This is a genomic window from Dokdonia donghaensis DSW-1 (genome assembly GCF_001653755.1).
GTDB lineage: Bacteria > Bacteroidota > Bacteroidia > Flavobacteriales > Flavobacteriaceae > Dokdonia > Dokdonia donghaensis.
The window spans coordinates 734,185-756,139 of sequence record NZ_CP015125.1 but is presented as its reverse complement, the minus strand read 5'-3'; the positions used below and the strand labels follow the sequence as shown (position 1 = coordinate 756,139).

At 37.2% G+C, this 21,955-nt stretch carries 17 protein-coding genes; 2 read left to right on the top strand and 15 right to left on the bottom strand.

Annotated features, from left to right (window positions below; translation table 11 throughout):
* Positions 1-2: 2 nt before the first annotated feature.
* From I597_RS03195 to I597_RS03170, 6 genes are all read right to left on the bottom strand, one after another.
* Positions 3-1,049, bottom strand: a complete 1,047-nt coding sequence (locus I597_RS03195) for a GDP-L-fucose synthase family protein (RefSeq protein WP_081965038.1) — start codon at positions 1,047-1,049, stop codon at positions 3-5.
* 7 nt (positions 1,050-1,056) lie between these two features.
* The gene (gene gmd, locus I597_RS03190; RefSeq protein ID WP_035326240.1) at positions 1,057-2,175 is read right to left on the bottom strand and encodes a GDP-mannose 4,6-dehydratase; all 1,119 of its coding nucleotides are present in this window, start codon (positions 2,173-2,175) and stop codon (positions 1,057-1,059) included.
* Positions 2,176-2,195: 20 nt separating this feature from the next.
* Positions 2,196-3,188 carry a hypothetical protein gene (locus I597_RS03185; protein WP_035326239.1) on the bottom strand — a complete coding sequence of 331 codons (993 nt, stop codon included), beginning with the start codon at positions 3,186-3,188 and terminating at the stop codon, positions 2,196-2,198.
* A 77-nt stretch (positions 3,189-3,265) separates the two neighbouring features.
* The gene (locus I597_RS03180; RefSeq protein ID WP_035326237.1) at positions 3,266-4,951 is read right to left on the bottom strand and encodes a DUF6909 family protein; all 1,686 of its coding nucleotides are present in this window, start codon (positions 4,949-4,951) and stop codon (positions 3,266-3,268) included.
* 80 nt (positions 4,952-5,031) lie between these two features.
* Positions 5,032-6,525: a GH3 auxin-responsive promoter family protein gene (locus I597_RS03175; RefSeq protein WP_035326235.1), complete on the bottom strand. Its 1,494-nt coding sequence runs from the start codon at positions 6,523-6,525 to the stop codon at positions 5,032-5,034.
* The gene (locus I597_RS03170; RefSeq protein ID WP_035326233.1) at positions 6,525-7,391 is read right to left on the bottom strand and encodes a M23 family metallopeptidase; all 867 of its coding nucleotides are present in this window, start codon (positions 7,389-7,391) and stop codon (positions 6,525-6,527) included. Before I597_RS03170 ends, I597_RS03175 begins: the two co-directional genes overlap by 1 nt.
* Positions 7,392-7,559: 168 nt before the next feature.
* On the opposite strand from I597_RS03170, the gene tatA reads away from it, so the two are divergent.
* Complete coding sequence (tatA, locus tag I597_RS03165) at positions 7,560-7,748, top strand: twin-arginine translocase TatA/TatE family subunit (RefSeq protein WP_035326230.1); 189 nt, start codon at positions 7,560-7,562, stop codon at positions 7,746-7,748.
* 97 nt (positions 7,749-7,845) lie between these two features.
* On the opposite strand, the gene I597_RS03160 is transcribed toward tatA, so the two are convergent.
* From I597_RS03160 to I597_RS03145, 4 genes are all read right to left on the bottom strand, one after another.
* Positions 7,846-8,817, bottom strand: a complete 972-nt coding sequence (locus tag I597_RS03160; protein ID WP_035326227.1) for a DUF4837 family protein — start codon at positions 8,815-8,817, stop codon at positions 7,846-7,848.
* A 15-nt stretch (positions 8,818-8,832) separates the two neighbouring features.
* Positions 8,833-9,300 carry a hypothetical protein gene (locus I597_RS03155; RefSeq protein WP_152594961.1) on the bottom strand — a complete coding sequence of 156 codons (468 nt, stop codon included), beginning with the start codon at positions 9,298-9,300 and terminating at the stop codon, positions 8,833-8,835.
* A 6-nt stretch (positions 9,301-9,306) separates the two neighbouring features.
* Positions 9,307-10,920, bottom strand: a complete 1,614-nt coding sequence (locus I597_RS03150; protein ID WP_169741091.1) for a lytic transglycosylase domain-containing protein — start codon at positions 10,918-10,920, stop codon at positions 9,307-9,309.
* A 205-nt stretch (positions 10,921-11,125) separates the two neighbouring features.
* Positions 11,126-12,313 carry a phosphoglycerate kinase gene (locus tag I597_RS03145; protein ID WP_035326222.1) on the bottom strand — a complete coding sequence of 396 codons (1,188 nt, stop codon included), beginning with the start codon at positions 12,311-12,313 and terminating at the stop codon, positions 11,126-11,128.
* Between the two features lie 74 nt (positions 12,314-12,387).
* Between I597_RS03145 and I597_RS03140 the strand changes: the two genes are divergently transcribed.
* Entirely contained in the window at positions 12,388-13,539 is a 1,152-nt protein-coding gene (locus I597_RS03140) for a DNA polymerase III subunit (protein WP_035328900.1), read from the top strand.
* A gap of 645 nt (positions 13,540-14,184) precedes the next feature.
* Here I597_RS03140 and I597_RS03135 read toward each other — a convergent pair.
* The 5 genes from I597_RS03135 to I597_RS03115 all read right to left on the bottom strand — a co-directional run bounded on the left by I597_RS03135 (position 14,185) and on the right by I597_RS03115 (position 21,864).
* Positions 14,185-14,700, bottom strand: a complete 516-nt coding sequence (locus I597_RS03135; RefSeq protein ID WP_035326220.1) for an OmpH/Skp family outer membrane protein — start codon at positions 14,698-14,700, stop codon at positions 14,185-14,187.
* Positions 14,701-15,007: 307 nt separating this feature from the next.
* Positions 15,008-15,841, bottom strand: a complete 834-nt coding sequence (locus tag I597_RS03130; RefSeq protein ID WP_035326217.1) for a class I SAM-dependent methyltransferase — start codon at positions 15,839-15,841, stop codon at positions 15,008-15,010.
* A 37-nt stretch (positions 15,842-15,878) separates the two neighbouring features.
* Positions 15,879-17,756, bottom strand: coding sequence for a tRNA uridine-5-carboxymethylaminomethyl(34) synthesis enzyme MnmG (gene mnmG, locus I597_RS03125; RefSeq protein ID WP_035326214.1), 1,878 nt, complete (start codon positions 17,754-17,756; stop codon positions 15,879-15,881).
* 177 nt (positions 17,757-17,933) lie between these two features.
* Positions 17,934-18,341, bottom strand: a complete 408-nt coding sequence (gene ybeY / locus I597_RS03120; protein ID WP_035326211.1) for an rRNA maturation RNase YbeY — start codon at positions 18,339-18,341, stop codon at positions 17,934-17,936.
* Positions 18,328-21,864: a coiled-coil domain-containing protein gene (locus tag I597_RS03115; RefSeq protein WP_081964993.1), complete on the bottom strand. Its 3,537-nt coding sequence runs from the start codon at positions 21,862-21,864 to the stop codon at positions 18,328-18,330. Before I597_RS03115 ends, ybeY begins: the two co-directional genes overlap by 14 nt.
* Between the last annotated feature and the right edge of the window lie 91 nt (positions 21,865-21,955).

Genomic DNA, 21,955 nt, shown 5'->3' with positions numbered 1-21,955 from the left:
ATCTATTTCTTTTTTAAGTACCAGTTGTATAGGTTTACAACACCTTCTTCTAGGTTTACGGTATGCTTCCACCCTAGCTCGTGTAGTTTATCTACGTTAGTGAGTTTACGAGGTGTTCCGTCTGGCTTTGAGGTATCAAAAGCTAGTTTACCTTTAAAACCTACGGTGCTTTTTATAAGCATAGCAAGCTCTTTTATACTTATATCTATGCCTGTACCTATATTTATATGGGTATTCCTTACCTCATTACTGTCGCCTCTTACTTGTTCAAAGCTCGTTTTCTCCATTATATGTACACAGGCATCTGCCATATCTTGACTCCATAAAAACTCGCGTCTAGGACTACCTGTTCCCCATATCTCTACACTTTCGGCAGAGATTCCAAACTTTTTTAGAATAGGTTGCGCTTTCGCGAAAGCGGAAACCTCTAGATCTTTACACACCTCATCGTTTTTACCTTCTGACAAGAGTTTTGCAAGATGCATTTTTCTAATAAGTGCGGGTAATACGTGTGATTTCTCAAAGTCAAAATTATCATTGTACCCATATAAATTAGTGGGCATTACCGATAGAAAATCTGTCCCGTACTGAAGATTGTAACTCTCGCAAAGCTTGATTCCTGCGATTTTTGCAATGGCATAGGGCTCATTTGTATACTCTAGTGTACCTGTGAGCAACGCATCTTCTGGCATAGGCTGTGGTGCATTTTTTGGGTAAATACAGGTACTACCTAAAAAGAGTAATTTTTCAACTCCGTGCTTGTAGCTCTGGTGTATCACGTTGTTTTGTATCATAAGGTTGAGATACAAAAAATCTGCTCTGTACGTATTATTTGCTATGATGCCACCCACTTTTGCGGCAGCCAGAAAAACATATGCCGGTTTTTCTGTTTTAAAAAATGTTGCTGTGGCAAGGGTATCTGTGAGATCTAGTTCTTCGTGAGTACGCGTCACAATATTTGTGTAACCCTTTGCAATAAGTGCCTTTACAATTGCACTTCCCACAAGGCCTCTATGGCCTGCAACATAAATTTTTGCCTCTTTAGGTATAATTGTGCTACTCAAAATAGTTCATTGTTTGATACCCTCCTTCTTTAAGATAGCTGTCCTTCTGCATTAGCTTGATGTCGCTCTTCATCATATCATCTACAAGTCCTTGTAGTTTGTACTCTGGTTTCCAACCTAACTTATTATATGCTTTTGACGCATCTCCTATTAAGAGCTCTACTTCTGTAGGTCTAAAATATTTTGGATCTACCTCAACAACTACTTGACCTTCTTTTACCGGGTACTCAGGGTTATTTGATGAGACTACTTTGCCTTTTTCTTCTACTCCCTTACCTGTAAACTCTAAGGTGACGCCTATATATTTAAAAGCCATTTTTATGAAGTCTCTCACAGTTGTTGTCTCTCCTGTAGCTATCACCCAGTCTTCTGGTTCATCTGCTTGTAAGATCATCCACATCATACGTACATAATCTTTTGCGTGGCCCCAGTCACGTTTTGCATCTAGATTACCTAGATACATTTTATCTTGAAGACCTAAGGCAATCTTTGCGGTTGCTCTAGTGATTTTTCTAGTAACAAAAGTCTCTCCCCTCACCGGTGACTCGTGATTAAATAAGATGCCGTTGCAAGCAAACATATCGTAAGCCTCTCGATGGTTTACGGTAGACCAGTATGCATAAAGCTTTGCTACTGCATATGGACTACGAGGATAAAAAGGTGTTGTCTCACTTTGTGGTACCTCTTGGACTTTACCATACAGCTCTGAGGTAGATGCTTGATAGATTTTTGTTTTCTTCTCTAAACCTAAAGCCCTTACGGCCTCTAGCAGTCGTAAAGCACCTAGGCCATCTACATTTGCCGTATACTCAGGCATCTCAAAAGAAACCTGAACGTGACTCATAGCACCTAGATTATAAATCTCGTCTGGCTGTACTTCTTGTATAATTCTAAAGAGGTTTGTGCTATCTGTAAGATCACCGTAATGCAAGAAAAACCGTTGGTTATCTATATGAGGATCCTCATACAAGTGATCTATTCTATCTGTATTAAATAATGATGTCCTACGTTTTATACCGTGTACTTCGTACCCTTTTTTAAGGAGAAACTCACTGAGATAAGCTCCATCTTGCCCTGTGACACCTGTGATTAATGCTACTTTATGACTCATAACGTGCGTTTTTGAGTTTCTTAATTATTTAATGTTTCGGCTTTGTATGAGTTATAAAACTTTATTGTGCCAGAAATAAAAAGAAACAATATCACAAATAATAGCGGGTATATAACAATCATATTATCTAGAATAGATGTATCTCTAGAAGCTTGAATATCGCTTACAATAACAGCCACATCTGTGTAGCTTACATCATCATTTTTAAGCTCTTCTAAATTCCTTTGTAAGAGTGTCTTTACATCAAATAAATCTGAGATGTTATCACTTCTATTATTAAAATAGAAACCATCTTCTTTAGTACTATTTAATAGGCCGTTTTCCTTACTGTAGGCATTTATAAGGCTATTAATCTGCTCTATAGATTGCTCTTGGCTTTTAATAAACTCAGTATGAGTTACCAGACCTTTTTCCTTTAGCTCGCGTGCAAAGGGTTGATCATTAATAAAGCTCATAAGGCTAGCTATATCTTCTTTACCCTGCTCACTTTTAAGCCCTACGGTGAGTTTATGATATTTATAAGTAGATAGAAAACGATCTGTAGCAAATAGCTCACGATCATCTTCAAGTTTAAACTCACGGGTCATCTCGCCTAGAGCTCTATCATTCTCACCTATATACGCTATGAGATCAAGTACCTCTACAACGGGAGCAACCTCTACAGCCGCCACACCAAAGGTAGATGGGTCTTTACCAAGAGAAATAACAAAGTCTGTATCTCCTTCGGCTAGATTATTATTAAACTGGTTAATAGCAGTATAAACGTACGACTGACTTTTAAAATTAGTCTTAAGTAAAAGATTTGCGTCATATGAAGCTGCACCCTTTGTAAAGTAACCTAGGGCAATACCTGCGACTATAAGCAGTAGTATAATCCACCACTTTCTAATTATAAAATCTACTATTCTAAATATGAAGTAGATACAGTTTTTTATAAATCTGCCTATGAGAGAGAATATATCAGAAAGGTCCATCTCCTGCTGAGTTGCAGGTTGATTGTAATGATCGCTCATACGTATTATATTTTGGTCGTTAGTGGTCTGTAAGCCGTTAAAGGTCCAAAATACAGTTTATAATTTAGACTCTTAAATTACTTGAATAATTGATCCAGTATTTTTTCTGTGATAAGGTATGTAGGCTTTACGCCTGTGGTACCTAATCCTCCAGAAGCTAGTGTACTACCTGTTTCTAGGGGATTATCACTAGCATAGTATGCATAACGCACTTTTACTGTTTCCTTTATACTCTTACGCAACTTTGCTGCGGCTTGTATCGCTTTTTGATAATGAGCACCTTCCATCTCTAGTCCAATAACGCTCCACGTACTGTCGTGAAAGAATTTAAGGATATCCCTGTTTTGTAGTGATGTACCTAGTACAGAAACCATTGCTCCTTCAAAAACGAGAAGTCCGTTATCTTCAAAGTCTTCTTTAGACAATTCATTTTCAAAAGGATAATTATCTGCAGTTCCTTCAAAAAGGTGTGCGCTAGGTATCATAAGATCTCCCTTGCCTCCTTCAAGAATACCGGCTTTACCCATTATAGATATAGAATCTACGTCTAGATATATCTTCTCCTCACCATCTTGATATGGTTTAAGTAGCTCCTCCATAGTTTCGTAAGCTTGCTCTCCAAAGGCATAGTCCATCACAATAATTACTGGATGTTCTTCATCTTTCATCTCCTTCTTACAGAAATCATTTTCTGCAACAGGAAGCTTACACATATCAAAAATCTGAACGTTAATATTCGTTCCGCTTTCATCCGGAAGGTATATCATTCCGTTTTGTAACGCTACTTTTTGCACTTTATTACGTAATGCACTGTTCCCGCTATTACTAAGCATCTCATAAATGTCGAGTTTAGACTTCTTGCGAAGCTCAGACTTAAGAGCAAGTGGGGCATACAGTGTATTCATTACAGAGTGCATATTTGCACTTATAATATGTAACGGTCTGTGTATTAAACCGTGTTGTTTTAAGGTAGCCTTAATATCATTTGCCCATACCTCACCGTGTATGTGATGACCTAGTCGCTCACGCAACACTGGGCTAAATGTAACCGTACGCTTGTTTTCTTTTAAAACCTCTGCAATAGCCAGTTTACCTAGCCAGTATATGATTTGTAAAAAGCGTTTGTTATTTGTTCTTGTATTAAACTCTGGAGCAATACTACTTACCTCTGCAAAGGTTCTTCCTAAAATGTTTGCTGTGTGGGTCATAGCGATTTCCCAACCCTTCTGGTCAAGATCATCATTATCTAAAACAGCTTTTTCTAACTTCTCCCAGTCACGTATAACCGCTCCCTCATCATTGATGAGTACACGCTTCATTATTTTGTGAGATTCTATAAAAAGAAACGTAATGTGGGTAAGGATATCATATATCTCAGAACGACCACGAGTAATCTCGATGTTCATCTGTTCTTCATCTATACGATAGCAATTACGGCGGCGCTTAGCCGGTACAATAGGCTCAAAGTGGCTATTTTTATACCCCTCGTCGCTAGTAAGATTAATAAATCTACACTCCTCTATTCCCTCTGGAAGTCTGTCTATTACATAAAGAAGTCCGTCTAGCTCGACTTTTTCTTCTGCTATAGTACCGTAAATTTCTGGTCTTAAGATTAATAGTGCTTCACGTAATGTTTCTCCAGAAACACCCATTGGTTTGTAGAACCCTCTATTAAAGAGGTGACGCATTGTGATATACATCCTTTCGATGGCGCTGCTACTCTCTTGTGCTCTTGTACGCCCTTGTTTTTTTAATATACTCATATTAAAGGTCAAAGGTAATGATTAGTATTTACATCTCACCCCTTGCAAGGCATAGACTATCTAGCCTCGGTACAAGCAAGTTACTGCTTTACTGCAAGAAGGTCTGCTATTTTTCTATCATTTGAGAGTCTTGGGATCTTGTTTTGTCCCCCCAGTTTTCCCTGTGATTTCATATATTCATTAAAGCCGTCTTTTGCCACTCTCGTTATTTTAAGAGGTTGTAGTACTTTACCCTCTATAAGATCAAAGTAGTAAGAATTTTGAGCTTGTAGTGAGGTGTCTAGCGCTTTCGCGAAAGCGTTTAAATCTCCCATCCCCTCATTTTCAAATTCTATCATCCACTCGTGATAAGGCAGTCCAGATTGTGGTGCTACCTGTGGTGCCACGGTAAACTCGGTCACCTTGATATCTGTACCTGCAGATGCCTCAAGCATAGCCTGCTCTACTTCTTTACCTATCACGTGCTCCCCAAATGCCGAAATAAAGTGCTTGATACGTCCAGAGACCATCACTCGATAGGGTTTGAGACTGGTAAATATTACTGTATCGCCTATATTATAAGCCCAAAGGCCAGCAGTGGTAGATATAATCATTACATAGTTTACATCTAGCTGTACATCTTTGATGGTTATTCTTGTAGGGTTTTCGTTAAAAAACTCATCTGCTTTTATAAACTCATAAAAAATTCCGTTATCTAGCTGCAAGAGCATTCCTTTCTCAGTCTGTGAGTCTTGAAAGGCAAAAAACCCTTCACTTGCAGGATATAACTCAATACTGTCTACACTTCTCCCTATAAGGTCTTCTAGCTTGCGACGGTATGGCTCATAATTTACCCCACCATACACAAAGAGTTGATAGTTTTTAAAGAGCTCTCCCACAGTTTTACCACTCTTCTGGATAAGACGCTCATAATACATCTGTACCCACGGCGGAATCCCTCCTATAAGGGTCATATCTTGATCTATAGTCTCCTCTACAATCTTATCTACCTTATGCTCCCAATCTTCTATACAATTAGTCTCTAAGCTAGGAAGTCTATTTTTCTGAAGATAATTAGGCACATAGTGAGCTACTATACCAGATAGACGCCCTAACTTGATGCCGTTTTTTTCGGTCATTATGGGGCTTCCTTGTAAAAAAATCATTTTACCGTCTACAAAGCTAGTATTACCCGTCTCTGCGATATATGATAATATGGCATTACGCGCACTGTTAGGGTGCGTCTTCATACTATCTTTTGTGAGAGGTATATACTTTACACCAGATGTAGTACCAGATGTTTTTGCAAAGTACAAGGGCTTTCCAGGCCATAAAACGTCTGCCTCGCCAGCAACCATCTTATCTACATAAGGTTTAAGCGCTTCATAATCTCTTATGGGTACGTGTTTTACAAAATCTTGATGGGTTTTTATTTTATCAAAATGGTGATCGTTACCAAAGTTTGTATACTGCGCAGCATCTATGAGCTTCTCAAAAACCTTTTGTTGAGTTTCTAAAGGGTTATCTGCCCACTTTTTTATTTTACCCGCAATGTATGAGGCAAATATTTTTGCGCCAAAAGACTTTAATGACATTAGTTAAAATCAATAAAATTAACTGGGTTAATGGGGTATCCATTACTCCATAATTCAAAATGTAAATGTGGTCCTGTTGTGAGTTCTCCAGTGTTACCTACAGTTGCGACAACTTCACCCGCTTGCACAAGGTCTCCTTGCTCCTTGTTAAGAGAGGCATTGTGTTTATAAACCGTAATCAAGTTTTTAGGGTGCTCAATAATGAGTACGTGACCGGTCTCTGCCGTCCACTCTGCAAAAATCACCGTACCATCTGCCGCAGCTTTTACGGGAGCATCTTTTTCGGTCACAATATCTATCGCATAATGCTTTAAGGCAGCGTTATATGCAGAGGTTATCGTACCCTGCACCGGCGGAAACAGTGAGAAATCTGTGTCCTCTACAGCCTTGTCAAAAACGTTATATTTATCTTCTTGCTCTACCGTTTGTCTAAGCAAGCTATCTTCCTTGCTGGGTAGCACATAAATATCTTCTTCATTAAAAACCGCATCTCGTATGGAGTCTCTATCAAACTCTAGTGCCTCTACATCGCCACTTAGTACTCTGCGTATAGATGAGTAGTACTGCTCGTTTACTCGTATCGCATTCTCTAGCGAGTCTGTCTTTGCGACAAGTAAGGTTGCGTTGCGTTTGAGTTTTGTACTTGAGTAACCCGGGATATACTCTCTAAGTGGTGTAAACGCAATGAGTAATGTGGTTAACGCTATAAGCACTATGGCAGACACACCTACCAATATAAATACGTTAAGTCGTGTGAGTTTAAAAGAAATACGCTCCTCAAAAGTGTCTTCATTAAGTATCACTAAGCGGTACTTATGCAGTAGCTTTTTTGCAATTTTCTTCTTTTTAGTTTTCTTTTCTGCCATCTGTTTTACAAATATACTTTTTTAGATGTGATATAGTGTAGCCCTATTATTACGCTTACGCGAAAATTGCCATCACACACTACAAAGCTCCTTATTATGTCCTTTTTATGACTTTAACGTTCATATGTTTGTTTTCTTACTATCTTTGTTTTTCTAAAACAGAAGATGATGAACACATTAAGTATACTTTTAGGAATGGTAGGCCCTTGGCAAATAGGACTTATTGTATTGGTGGTTTTACTACTTTTTGGAGGTAAAAAAATCCCTGAAATGATGCGCGGCTTAGGAGGCGGTATTAAAGAATTTAAGAAAGCATCAAAAGATGAAGATGACGATCTTATAGAAGAGAAAAAATAAAATCTAGTTTTATACTATATAAAAAACCGCATAGCTCCTTGAGTTATGCGGTTTTTTGTGTGTATCACTTTTCTTTCGCGAAAGCGTGATTAAAAACCTACTTCAACTTAGCCGTTTTTAATATACTCTCTAGCTCAAACATATTATCACGCTGGTCTTGAGAAGGTGAGAATATAAAACCTTCTAGTATGAGGTATCGCCCGTTTTCTTCATCACGTATTGCATAATTTACAAAGGGTCCAGCCATATAACGACCATCTACCTCCCACGTTCCTTTAGTCTCGTAAGCAAACTTGCCATCTATCTCTGTCTCTTGTAAGTATGGCGAGAATGCTCTCTCTGTTATAAAACGGCCATCATCTACAGGTATTTTTTTACCACCTATAGAGTCACGCATACGTATGATATTTTTTATCGTAAGTGTATCTTTATCTATGGCTTGAAGTGGTACTTCGTATACCGTTATATTCATATTACCGCTACGTTTTAAATCCTTACGTATCCAGAAAATATCCGGCTTTTGCTCTGCATAACGATATGCATTTGGAAAATTGAATCGTACACCAAAGGTCTTGCGCAAAGAGTCTGTGTTCTTGAGTGCTTTTTTAATACGGCGCTGGTTTGCTACCAGTTCTTGATTTTTAAGCGCAGTTACAATCTTCTCTTCATTATCTATGATAAGGTTTGCAATTTGTGTTTCGCTCTTGCCTGTAATAATAATACCTGTTTGTGGGCGCGCATACTTATCATTTACAATAGTTACAGTCGCACTGTCTGCCGGTTTAATCTGTACAAAGATTCTATTCTTAAGTAAAAAGTCGCCAAAAGCTTCTGGCGGTATCTGGTCTATAGAGAACTTAGGTTCTTCTCTAGGTAATCCATATACCGGATCTGCAAGAACGTCTCTTAGCGCGTCTCCTATAGTGCCCTGCCATTGATCTTTAGTAAGTACTACTTTTACGTTATTTATGTTACCTACAGACTCTGTTAAGATTCTCTTACCGTCTCCATTAGAACAAGAAAATAGAATAGTTGCTGTTACTAAGCTTAAAAATACTTTTTTAATCATTTTATTTAATTTTTTCTAACATCCTGACATTACTAAGATGCTGGTACTGTTTTTATATCTATAAATTTCAAAAAATGCGCCTGGTACATTAGACAATGGCCTGTATTCTGACTGATCAAAATTCCAGCCGTTGTGTCCTTTATGCTCTGTAAAAATAGCATTGAGAGACTCAACCCATTTTACTATTGATGTTCTGTCTGGATTTGTAACGGTAAGGACCTCACCACTAGCAAGGTATGCATCTGCACAGTTGCGCTTCTCATAGCTCAACCCGTTTTCAAATGTTTGTGTAAAACCACAATCTACCACACCGTCTGACGGGATGGGTTCTTTATCAGAAATAGGTTTATAGTGTTGTAATAGATACTCGTATACCGGATCTTTTTTTGAAGTGTTCTCTACATCTACAGGCTCAAGTATAGTCTCTTGAGCGATGCTCACACTCACAATACAAAAACATAAGACGTACAGAAGAGTTTTCATAACTAGCTATTTTGACACACGCAATTTCATTCCTGGTTTGAGTCTAGAGCTACTAATATCGTTCCAAACTTTGATATTCTCAACACTTACTCCTGGAAATTTATTTGCAATCTTCCAGAGGGAATCTCCATTTTGAACGGTATAGGTCTTTTTCCCTTTAAGAGAGACACTTTTCTTCTTGCTCGCAACAGCATTATTAGTCACTGGTTTTCTAGGGTATATTGTGAGTCGCTGACCTATTTTAAGTGCGTTAGATCGCAGGTTGTTCCACTTTTTGATCTGGCTTACACGCACGCCATATTTATTTGCAATTTTACCTAGGTAATCACCACTACGCACGCGGTATCTTACTTGCGAGCTCGCCGCTAGTACCTCTGGTAAAGGCTTTTCTCTTTTGTCTAATTCCGCTTTCGCGAAAGCGTAAATAGCTGCCTCATTTTGTACAAACTTACCTACGCTCTCTATAGGTAGTCTCACATAATACTTCTTATTTTCTATCACAGGAATGATGTCCAACTTGTACTGCGGGTTTAAGAACTGTACAATCTCAAGAGGTATGCCCACAATGCTAGATACTTGGTCTAGCGCAATAGTTTGTTTCACGTGTATCGTGTCTGTCGCAAAGTAATTTACGGGTGCTCTTTCTGGAGTGTAGCCGTGCTCATCTGCATATTCAAAAAGGTACATTGTTGCTAGAAATGCTGGTACGTATCCTGCGGTTTCTCTAGGTAAATTCTGGCGTATATTCCAGTAATTTTTATAACCTCCAGAGCGCCTTATGGCTTTAGAAACATTACCAGGGCCAGAGTTGTAAGATGCTAGGGCAAGGTCCCAGTCGCCGTGTATATTATATAGTTGCGATAAGTAGGCACAAGCCGCCTCTGTTGCAGCGATAGGATCCATACGGTCATCTACATAACTGTTTACCTCTAGATCAAACATTTTACCAGTTGCAAACATAAATTGCCAGAGACCCGTTGCTCCAACTCTAGATTTTGCTCTAGGTCTTAATGCACTCTCTACAATAGCGAGATATTTCATCTCAAGAGGAATGTCATACCTGTCTAGTCGTTCTTCAAACATAGGGAAGTAAAACTGGCTCACAGCCATTAACTTCTCCATAGTAGGTTTATGACGTTTTAAATAACGGTTTATCACGCTCTCTAGTGAGGGATTATACTCTACGTTAAAGGGTGTGCGCGCATTTATAGCTGCGAGTCGCTTTTTTAAAGTGTCTGTGGGTAATTCAAGCCTTACCTCTGGTAGATAGGTCTGGCTGTTTCTTATAGCATTTATAGAGTCATAAAGGTCCATTCTGGCAAGTTCTTGACGCCAGCGCATATCTATGAGTGCTGCCTGTGGCTCATCTTCTAGCCTAAATGTTATTGAATCTTTTACCTGAGTAGCAATAACTGTTTGAGGTAGGTCTTGAGATACTACATTTGCCTTCACCTCATTTATTATAGTAATTGTATCCGGTTGCAATACCTGAGTCTTTACTTGATTACTAGCCGGTTGCTTGCGCTTGTAAGCCTCGTATGATAATGTGTCTTGTGCTTGTAACGATAGTGCACCTAGCGCTAGAGAGCAAAGCAAGAAAAGATTATTTTTTATGTTCATTTGGGTCATAGTCAAGAAACGAAAGATACGAGAAAATCGTATGGTTTTAAAAATAAGGTGAGACCTTAACGGTTTAAGGAAATATATTATGAGAACGAGGAAAATTTATTAAAAAATTCACTTTTGTTTATTATAGCAATTACTCACTATAAGTCATTAAAAAAGCCACCGCTTAGGGTGGCTTTTAAAAATTTATGTGTTGTCATTATGCTTTAATCGCTGCTATACCTGGTAGTGTTTTACCTTCTAGCATTTCTAGCATTGCTCCTCCTCCGGTAGAGACATAACTTACTTTTGAATCAAAACCAAATTGCTTTACAGCAGCAACACTATCACCACCACCTACAAGTGAGAACGCTCCGTTTTGAGTAGACTCTGCAATACTATGGCCTAGTGCAATTGTACCTCCTGCAAAAGTTTCCATCTCAAAAACGCCTAGAGGTCCGTTCCAAAGTATGGTTTTTGCTCTTTTTACAACAGCATCAAAATTTTCGCGAGAAGCGGGTCCCGCATCTAATCCTTGCCATCCATCTTCTATAGCTGTGATGTCACTCACTTTTGTATTTGCATCGTTTGCAAAATCATCTGCAGCAATAACATCGACAGGTATATGTATCTGTACACCTTTTTCTTTTGCTTGCTTAAGTATATCAAGCGCAAGGTCCATTTTATCATCCTCACAAATAGAGTTTCCTATCTGTCCTCCCTGTGCCTTAATAAACGTAAATGCCATACCACCACCTATAATCATCTCATCTACTTTATCAAGTATGTTTTCGATTACAGTGATTTTTGAAGACACCTTAGATCCTCCTAGTATAGCAAGTACTGGCTTCTCGCTATTGTTAAGCACGCGATCAAGACTCTCTATCTCTTTTGCGAGTAAATATCCATAGCACTTTGCATCTGGAAAAAATTGAGCAACTACTGTTGTAGATGCGTGTGCACGGTGTGCAGTACCAAAGGCGTCATTTACATAAATATCTCCTAGAGTACTTAATTGCTTTGCAAACTCTACATCACCTGCAGTTTCCTCACTGTGATAGCGTAGATTTTCTAATAGTAAAATCTTACCCATCTCAAGGTCTTGAGCTGCCTGCGTTACTTTATCACCCACACAATTATCTACAAAGTTTACCTCTACACCTATAATCTCAGAAACAGTACTACATATTTGCGATAGTGAGAACTCCTCTTCTTCATTTTTAGGTCGTCCCAGGTGCGACATTAAAATTGCAGAACCACCATCTTCAAGCACCTTTAAAATAGTAGGTTTTGCAGCTTCTATTCTTGTGGTATCTGTAATATTACCTTCCTCGTCAAGAGGTACATTAAAATCTACACGTATAAGTGCTTTCTTATTCTCAAAATTAAAGTCGTCTACTGTGATCATATCCGTTGGTTTTACTAGCAAATATAATGGATACAGAGGATAATAAATGCTGTGATTCCTTTATATTTGGCGCTATGCTGTTCTCAAACGTTATAGGGCAAGATTTTATTAAAAATCACCTCACTACAAGTGTAGATGCAGGTCGTATTGCTCACGCTCAACTATTTGTAGGCCTTGCTGGCACAGGTGTTTTACCTATGGCCATTGCTTATGCCCAATATATTTTATGTAATAACGCTCAAGGCGAAAACAACTCTGGCGCGGCAGATTGCAATCTAAAATTTGAAAATTTATCTCATCCAGATTTACATTTTGCCTTTCCAGTTGCTACTACGCCAGAAGTAAAAAGCCATCCCGTATCTAGTCATTTTATGAAACAATGGCGCTCTTTTATAAAAGAAAACCCGTACGGAGACCTTTTTGAATGGCATCAACATCTAGGTATTGAAAAAAAACAAGGTCAAATAGGTGTAAATGAAGCTGCAGATATTAATAAATCTCTAGCACTTAAAGCTTATGAAGGTGGATATAAGGTAATGATCATTTGGTCTGTAGACAAAATGAACACCGCTGCTTCAAATAAATTACTCAAACTTCTTGAAGAGCCACCAGCACAAACCTTATTTATCCTCATTGCCGAAAATGAAGACAGTATCATAGACACTATAAAGTCAAGATGTCAAGTTCTCACGTTTCCCAAACTAAGCGAGCCTCAAATTGCAGAGGCACTAATTACAAAACACAATACACCAGAAGCCGAAGCAAATAAAATTGCACATCAAGCACAAGGTGATTATCAACAAGCATTACATCTTTTACATCACGATGGAGATGATATACAATTTGAAAAATGGTTTGTTACTTGGGTACGCACAGCTTTCCAGGCAAAGGGAAAAAAAGAAGCCGTTTTAGGCCTTATATCTTGGAGCGAGGAGATAGCAAAATCTGGTCGTGAAACACAGAAAAATTTCCTTGAATATTGTGTCCAGTTTTTCCGCCAGGCTTTGCTTAAAAACTACAAGGCAAATGACCTTGTTTTTATGGAACTAGAGACCGGATTTGATCTTTCTAAATTTGCTCCATTTGTGCATAACAACAATATAATTCCTATTGTAGAAGCCATACAAGACGCCGAATATCACATAGAACGCAACGGTAATGCAAAGATTATTCTTACAGATCTCTCGATCAAGCTCACTAGATTACTACATCGCAAGAGTCAATAAATCAATTTATTGCAAATTTTTAGACAAAACTAAAATAATGTTTAGTCTAAATTCCTTGAGGATTAATTCCATTTTAGGCGATTACCTCCCAAGATATTTAAAAATGCATAGCCTGGTTTACGCCACCACACCGGTTCAACTAGATTTAACATAGCATAACAACATTCACAGGTTAAAAATAGGAGAAGTCTTCAGATAAATTTTCACGCAAAACACACCCTCATTAAGGCTCAATTTTGTTAGTTAAAAGTAGATTATATTACAGCAATAAAACTTTATAAAATCACGAGGATTATACGCTCTAATTATGATTGAAAACGGGTTATAAAACAATCAATAATTTAAGGAAAATTATTGCTTACGCTGGGGTCTCAATTCAATAAAAAAACTAGCATTAATTACTTATAATCTTTCCCAAAAAACTGACAGATAAATTAATAGTCAAAGCTAATTAATCAATATTTTACTAGTATAATATTGAAGCAAAGTACAGTCTACAATTACAAAATTTAAAATAGAAACAAACATTCACAATTATATTACAGCAGTATTTTAAGAGCAATATGATATTCTAATTATTAATAATTTTGCGCATAAAAAAAGCGGTGATTTCTCACCGCTTTAAGCATTTTAAATGAACTTTATTTACTCCTTTGTAGTGTAATTATCATTCATTTCTTTAAGAATAGTCTTTGTTAGATCTAATTCTTCTTTCCCAAAAAGAACACTTCCAGCATCGTTAGACCCATAAATGTATGAGTATCCATTTGCCTTACCGTAATCCTTAACTTTAGTTTTAACCTTAGTAATAAGAGAGTCTATTACCTCTTGGCTCTCTACTTGTAGTTTTCCTATTCTTGCTTGGCGCTCTTGTTGTAACTGCTGTGCCTCGGCTCCTAGCTCATTATATTGTTGCTCTTGCTTCTTACGAGACATAGAAGGTCCGTTTTTTCTAAAAAGATCTTCTTTGATTTGGTAAGCTTTGATCTTAAGTTCAAGATCTGCCATAATCTCGTCGTTTTCTTTTGTAAAACGCTCTTTTGCATCTTTAAGCTCTGCATATTCTGTAAGTAGCTCTTCAGTATCTACAAAACCAGTCTTCTCTGTTTGACACGCAACAGCCATCATTGCTGCAACAAGTAATACTCCTATTTTTTTCATTGTGTGTTATTAATTAATTGCGGCGAAAATACTGAGAATCCATAACATTCTAACATTTTAAAATCTACAAGTTATATAGATGCGTAAATTTTAGAATCTTCCAAATTTATTTCACGTGGAACATTACACAACAAAAATTAATTAAAAAACAAGCTAATAATAAAAAACAATTAACAAAATAATTATCAATAAGAAATCCCTATTAAAAAGCACCTCTTAAAAGGTGCCTTAAGTTAGTTTTTACAATAATTACATATATAGATAGCACTAAACCTACAAAACGCTCTTAAAACGGCTTATTTTAATTTTAAGCGTGTTTTAAGACATAAATTTGAGAAGAGTAACCTCCACTTGCTTTTGCTCTCTTGTTTGAGCGCAGACCAGTAATAAGAGCCTTAAAATAATTCATCTTACCAGATGTATATTTTTCAGAAAGTAGGCTCACGTAAAAAGCATCAAACTTCATAGGTAAAACTTCTACCAATTTTAAATCACTTAATTCAAATAACATTTTTATAGATTGCTCAGAAAAATGATATAGGTGACGAGGCACATCATATGCAGCCCATAGTTCTTTATAATGTGAAGCATCAAAGGATTCAAAATTTGGGACAGCTATAAACACAGTTCCATTTGTAGCAAGATGTTTTTTAAGCCAATCTATTTGTCCTTGCAGATCATAAACGTGTTCTAAAACGTGCCACATTGTAATCACATCAAATTGCTCCTCCCCTACTTCTTCAATAGTAGATTTTAAATTGAGTCCTTTTTTTTGAGCTAGTGATTTGGCTTTTATGCTAGGTTCAATTCCAGAAGTTTTCCAGTTATGTTTAGATAGATGTTCTAAAAAATCTCCAGTTCCGGCGCCTATATCTAAAACACGACCCAAAGATGGGTGATATTTTTTAAGGAGTTTACGCTTTCGCGAAAGCGTAATTCCCTTTACCGTTTGATAAGCAATTTCAAATAAAGAACGTTTACCATCTGTATGAGATATATAATCATCACTTTCATAATATGAAGGTAAACTCCCCAAAGTAGGTTTTGGCATTGTGTAATACATATGCAGTTTCTCATCATATGTAAGCACAAATTCTTCTCCTGTTACAGAATGATCTTTAACTTTGAAATCCTTTTTCATTAAAATTGTTTCACGTGGAACGAAGAGAAAACTAAAATTACCTTCCCATATAAACTAACATCACACTTATATCTGAAGGAGAAACTCCACTCACTCGTGATGCTTGAGAAATTGTAGTTGGTCTAATTTTAGACAACTTTTCTCTTGCTTCAAATGATAATGATTTAAGCTTTGAGTAATCAAAATTATCTGGAATTTTGATATTCTCAAGACGTTGAAGCTTATCTGCATTTGCTTTTTCTTTTGCAATATAACCAGCATACTTTACTTTAATTTCTGCTTGTTCTAATACATTACGCTCGAGACTATGCTCGTCAATATATGCTGCAACCTTTTTAAACTGCTTCATATCCTCTAGATGTATTTGAGGTCTTGAGAAAACCTTAAACATCTTATCAGATTGTCGCATAGGAGAAGATCCTCGTTCTTCTAATATATCATTTACCTCCTCTGGGAGGATACTTGTATCCTCAAAAAACTTAACTAAATTATCCGACTGCTCGCGCTTTTTTTCCATAGTCACAAGACGCTCCTCAGATGCTAGACCTACTTTATGCGATCGTGGAGTGAGACGCTCGTCTGCATTATCTTGTCTTAACAAGGTTCTATACTCTGCACGAGAAGTAAACATTCTATATGGCTCTTCTGTACCTTTTGTAATAAGATCATCTATAAGAACACCTATATAAGCCTCGTCACGTTGTAAAGTAAAAGGCTCTTGATCATGTACTTTTAAGTGTGCATTCATACCCGCCATAAGACCTTGAGAAGCGGCTTCTTCATATCCCGTGGTTCCGTTAATTTGACCAGCGAAATATAGCCCACTCACAAGCTTAGTTTCTAAGGTGTGCTTAAGCTGTGTAGGCGGAAAGTAATCATACTCTATCGCATAACCTGGGCGGAAGAATTTTACGTTTTCAAAACCAGCTACGCTACGCAAAGCTTTAAATTGTACATCTTCTGGAAGAGATGTTGAGAATCCATTTACATAAATCTCACAGGTATCCCAACCTTCTGGCTCTACAAATAACTGATGTCTATCCTTATCTGCGAAGCGGTTAATTTTATCTTCTATAGATGGACAATACCTTGGTCCGAGAGATTTGATTCTACCATTAAACATAGGAGAACGATCAAAACCTTCACGCAATAAATCGTGTACCTCTGGGGAAGTATAACTCATATGACAAGGACGCTGATTAGTAAGCGGACTTGTCTCTTTACTATAACTAAACTTCTCTGGAACGTCATCTCCTGGCTGGATAATCATTTTAGAAAAATCTAATGATCTACCATCCACACGAGGTGGTGTTCCTGTCTTCATTCTACCAGAATCAAAGCCAAAATCCAGTAGCTGTTCTGTGATACCAGTAGCTGGTCTTTCACCCGCTCTACCTCCTCCAAATTGTTTCTCACCTATATGGATAAGTCCATTTAAAAAAGTACCATTTGTGAGCACTACAGATCTACCTCTTACCTTAATACCTAAAGAAGTGGTTACTCCTACTACCTTGTTATTTTCTACTAGAAGGCCGCTCACCATCTCTTGATAAAAATCAAGATTAGGTGTTCCTTCTAGACGCAATCTCCACTCCTCTGCAAATCGCATTCGATCACTTTGCACTCGTGGTGACCACATAGCAGGACCTTTTGATTTGTTGAGCATCTTAAATTGTATTGCTGTCTTATCAGACACAATACCACTATATCCTCCTAATGCATCAATCTCTCTTACAATCTGCCCTTTTGCAATGCCACCCATAGCTGGATTACAACTCATCTGGGCGATGGTTTGTAGATTCATTGTTACAAGAAGCGTAGAACTTCCCATATTTGCAGCAGCGGCAGCAGCTTCACAACCTGCGTGACCTGCACCAACTACAATTACATCATATGTATCTTGAAATAAACTCATTGTTTCACGTGGAACATTAAACGTGTCCTTTATTGAACACTTTGTATTACGCTTTCGCGAAAGCGTGATTACCCTAAAAGAAAATCGTGCAAAGATAAATAGTTTTGATCACTTAAAGAGTTAAGGTTATAAGAAGCTAAAACTATTGAAAATTAGTAATTGTAAGAAAATTACTACTTAACGCAATGCTAAATAAGTATTCTCCTTACTACGCATAAGCTTTCCCTCCTCTGTACTCTTATCTTTATAACCGCAATAGTGAAGTATACCGTGTACCATAACACGGCTTAATTCGTCTCTAAAAGAGCAATTAAAATCTTGAGCATTCTCCTCTACTCGCTCTACAGAGATATACATATCACCGCTTACTATATTGCCCTGAGAATAGTCAAAACTGATGATGTCTGTAAATGTATCGTGGTCGAGAAAATCTACATTGATTTTATGTAAATAAGCGTCATCACAAAAGATGTAATTAAGCTCACCGACAATCTTCCTTTCTGCACTGATAACTCCTTCTAACCACGTAATGATTTGTTCTGGATTAACTAACTCGAAATTATTTATACTATTAAATTCTATCATCGCTCTTCTGAAAATAATCTTGCACCTTACGCTTATATTCTTCTTTAAGAGGAAGTGCGTTACGGTTAAGAATTTCTGTTGTATTAAAATATTTTTTTGCTTTTTCTAAAGCACTATTCACGGGATTTGAAAAACTCTTCAAATTTGTATTTGCCTCACGTTTTTCCTCTTGGCCTTGCTGAAAAGTGGCTTCCTTAAGCTTCAATAATTCGTGCTTGAGTTTAGTCATATTTTGCATAGTCTCATTACTAAATCCTTTGTCTAATAATTGCTCCTCAACTTTCTGCATATCCTTTACAAGTTTTTTTGCGTCATCACCTAGACCTTCACGCTCAATTGCATCTTGTAACTGCTGTCGTAACTTAGACTGTTCCTTGTAAATTTCATAAAGCAATCCTTGCTCATACTCATCCCCACTATTTTCACCTTCGCCATTACCAGAACCTTCTCCTTCACCATCTTTATCTCCATTACTTGATTCTTTACTGCCTCCTTTACCACCTTTTCCTTCACCTTCTTTTCTGCCTTCTCCATTAGATCCAGGTTGCTCCCCTCCTTTTCCCTCAACTTCTTCACCACCTGGTTTATCGCCACCTGCCTTTTCTCCTCCTTCCTTGCCTTCACCATCCTCACCATCTTTACCTTCGCCAGGTTTTTTTCCCTCTCCCATTTTTTTGTTGAGCTCTTCCTGACTTTGAATGATGTCTGGCAATTGCTCACCGCCACCACCGCCAGAACCTACACCAGCACCTTTTCCTTTTCCAGAACCTTTACCCGACATCATAGCATTTTGCATATCATCAAGAGACTGGCTAAGAAGGTCTGCAAGTTCATTTGCTCCAGTAATAACATATTGCTGGCTGCTTACTCCTTGTATAATTTGATTTTCTGCAAGACGCTCTAACGCCTTATTCATATTATAATCTATGTCTACTAGTGACTCGTTTATTACCTCATCAAGCTTAGGTTGACGTAATGATAATGCATAAAGACTATCATCTATATGCTCAAAATTCTGTTTTAAAACATTCTGGCGTCTTAGCTTTTTAGCATAGTTAGGATTTTTATCATCCATACTTCTAAAGTTCATCATCACGACTTCTTCTTCAAAACTAAAAACTAATAAATTATCAAGTATCTGTCTAAGCATCTCTGCATCCTCTTCTAATGCTTCCTCACCAGACATTTGCATTTGTGACTGCATAGACTGGCTCATTTGCTTCATTTTATCTGCTGCCTTTTTTTGTTTTTTCTGTGCTTCAGATGTGTCTTGAGGTTGCCCACTTTGTTGTTGTTGCTGTTCTTGATTTTCTAATTCTTGTGAAGCCCCTTGTTGCTCTTCTTTAATTTCTTCTTGCTTTTGATCATCCCCCGGAATATCCATTGGCTTTTTAAGTTCTTGATTTTCTTTTTCAAGATCCTTAAGCGCTTCTTCTAGATTTTTAAATTCTTCATTAAGTTGTTGCTGTTGCTCACTGCTATTTTCTGCTCCTTCCTTTTTACTTAATGCCTCTTGTTTTTCTGCAAGCTTTTGTAAATCATTTGCAATTTGCTCGGCCTTTTTTTGAACGTAATATCTCTTTGTAAGTTCAACCATTTGCTCAAGGTTGCGCTTATTATTTTTATTCTGTTTTTCTAATTCCTCTAGTTTTTCTGAGAGCTCTTCTTTTGGCATTTTTTCTCGCAGCTCTTGTAACTCTTTGAGAAGTTTTTCATTTTCCTTCGCCTTTTTTTCTTGACGTTCGAGGCGTTCCTTTAACCTCTCTTTGTCCTCATCTGTTTGTTCTTCTTCCTTTTGAAACTCATCCAGATTTTCTTTAAGCTGTTTAGAAAAGTCTTTCATCATTTCTTCTTGCTGCTGTTGTCGCTTTAAGAAATTGTCCAGCTTTTTTTGATCATTAAAGGTAAGTTCCTTTTTCTCCTTTTGAGTACGAGAGATTTCTTTGAGCTCCTCCTCTCGTTCCTTCATCTTTTGTAAAGACTTGTCTAGATTACTAATTGATTTTTGTTGTTGCTCTAGTTGTTTGTTTTTGAGTTCATCCTCTGTGAGTTTTGTGTAGCTAAAAATTGTACTCTTTGTGCTCTTGTAATTATGAACAGCATCATTATCAAAAACCTCAAAATAATACTCATAATTTACACCCTCCTGCAAGTCAAGATTATCAGGAAAGGCATAAACAAATTGATCCACATTACCGTTTGATATAGCAATAGTCTTATATTGCTTTACTTCAGTTTCAGACGGGTAATACACGATTTGCAACTTAGTTAATCCATAGTCATCACTTACTTTACCGTAAAAATAGTTTTGTTGTTCGTTTACTGTATCTCTTTTTGCCTCTAGTAATAGTTGAGGGTATTGATCTTTTATAACTTGTAAGTTATAGGCAAGGCTTTCATAATTTTTTAATCTTGCATTGCTCGTACTTACTTCGTAGCTCATATTATTATAAATACGCTTAGAGGTGCTGTAAGATATGCTGTTGTTTTTATTTTCGCTTAAAGCGAAAGAAATAATCGTATCCTTAAGCACAAGATCTACATTATCGGTTTGTCTTGTACGTAACTCCCAGCTCACTTTTGAGCCTTCTGGAATAATTGCATTTCCAGTATTTTTAATACGTTCTGTGCGCTTATTAGTGTGATTAGGATAATCTATAACCATCTCAAAATCAAGTAGTACCGGAACTCTAAGTATCTCAAGATCATAAGGTTGAGAAACCACCTTGTTACCTTGAAGGCTAAAGGTCACATCTTCTGTAGGTTGCTCAAAAACATAACTATACTCTCCTGGAGCCGTTTGTTGTAAAAAATAAACCTCATCGTTAAAGCGTATACTTGCCTCCTCCGGAATTACGTCTCCTACGGTACGTACTCTAAGTTCAAAATCTTTATTCTCTATAGCTTGTAAATCTTCATTTACCACATAAAAAGAAAAAGGAGCTGGTGGCTCATAAGCTTCATTATAGTTTACAACACGCTCATAGCTAGAAGAAAATACCTTTTCCTTACCTGCATAGTTTGCGATAAGAAATACCACAATCGGGATGGCAGCATACTTTAAGTACTTACTATTTTTTTTAAAATCTATGGCTAGCTTAAAAGGTACCGGCTCTAGCTCTTCACTTTTTTGTGCTATGCTCGCCAGCATAAGTTCTGAGTCTCCAGCATCTTTGTGTAACTGTAATGTGTTTATAAGTTTGTCACTTACCTCTGGAAAATAATTACCTATTATACTCGCAGCATCTTTGTAGTTAATTCCCTTTGAGAGTTTAAAAAGTCTAGATAGTGGTAGTAAAATGAATTTGGCGAGAAGTGCTATTTCTACAAGAATAAAAACCCAAAATAAAACGGTACGACCTGCAGGACTGAGCCAAAAGAAATATTCAATTAAGAGGGTGAGTAAAAAATATAAGACCCCAAAAGCAAAAAACAAAATCACGCCTTTAAGCAACTCATTTGTGTAATACTTCTTAATAAAACCTTCTAACTTCCTCTCTATCTTTTCAAACCTGTTCATCATTATAGGTATTCTCTTTATAGCAACCTCTAAAGTACTATTTTATTATGTTTTAAGAATGTTCTATTTTGTCTACAATAATCTTGCCTATCAA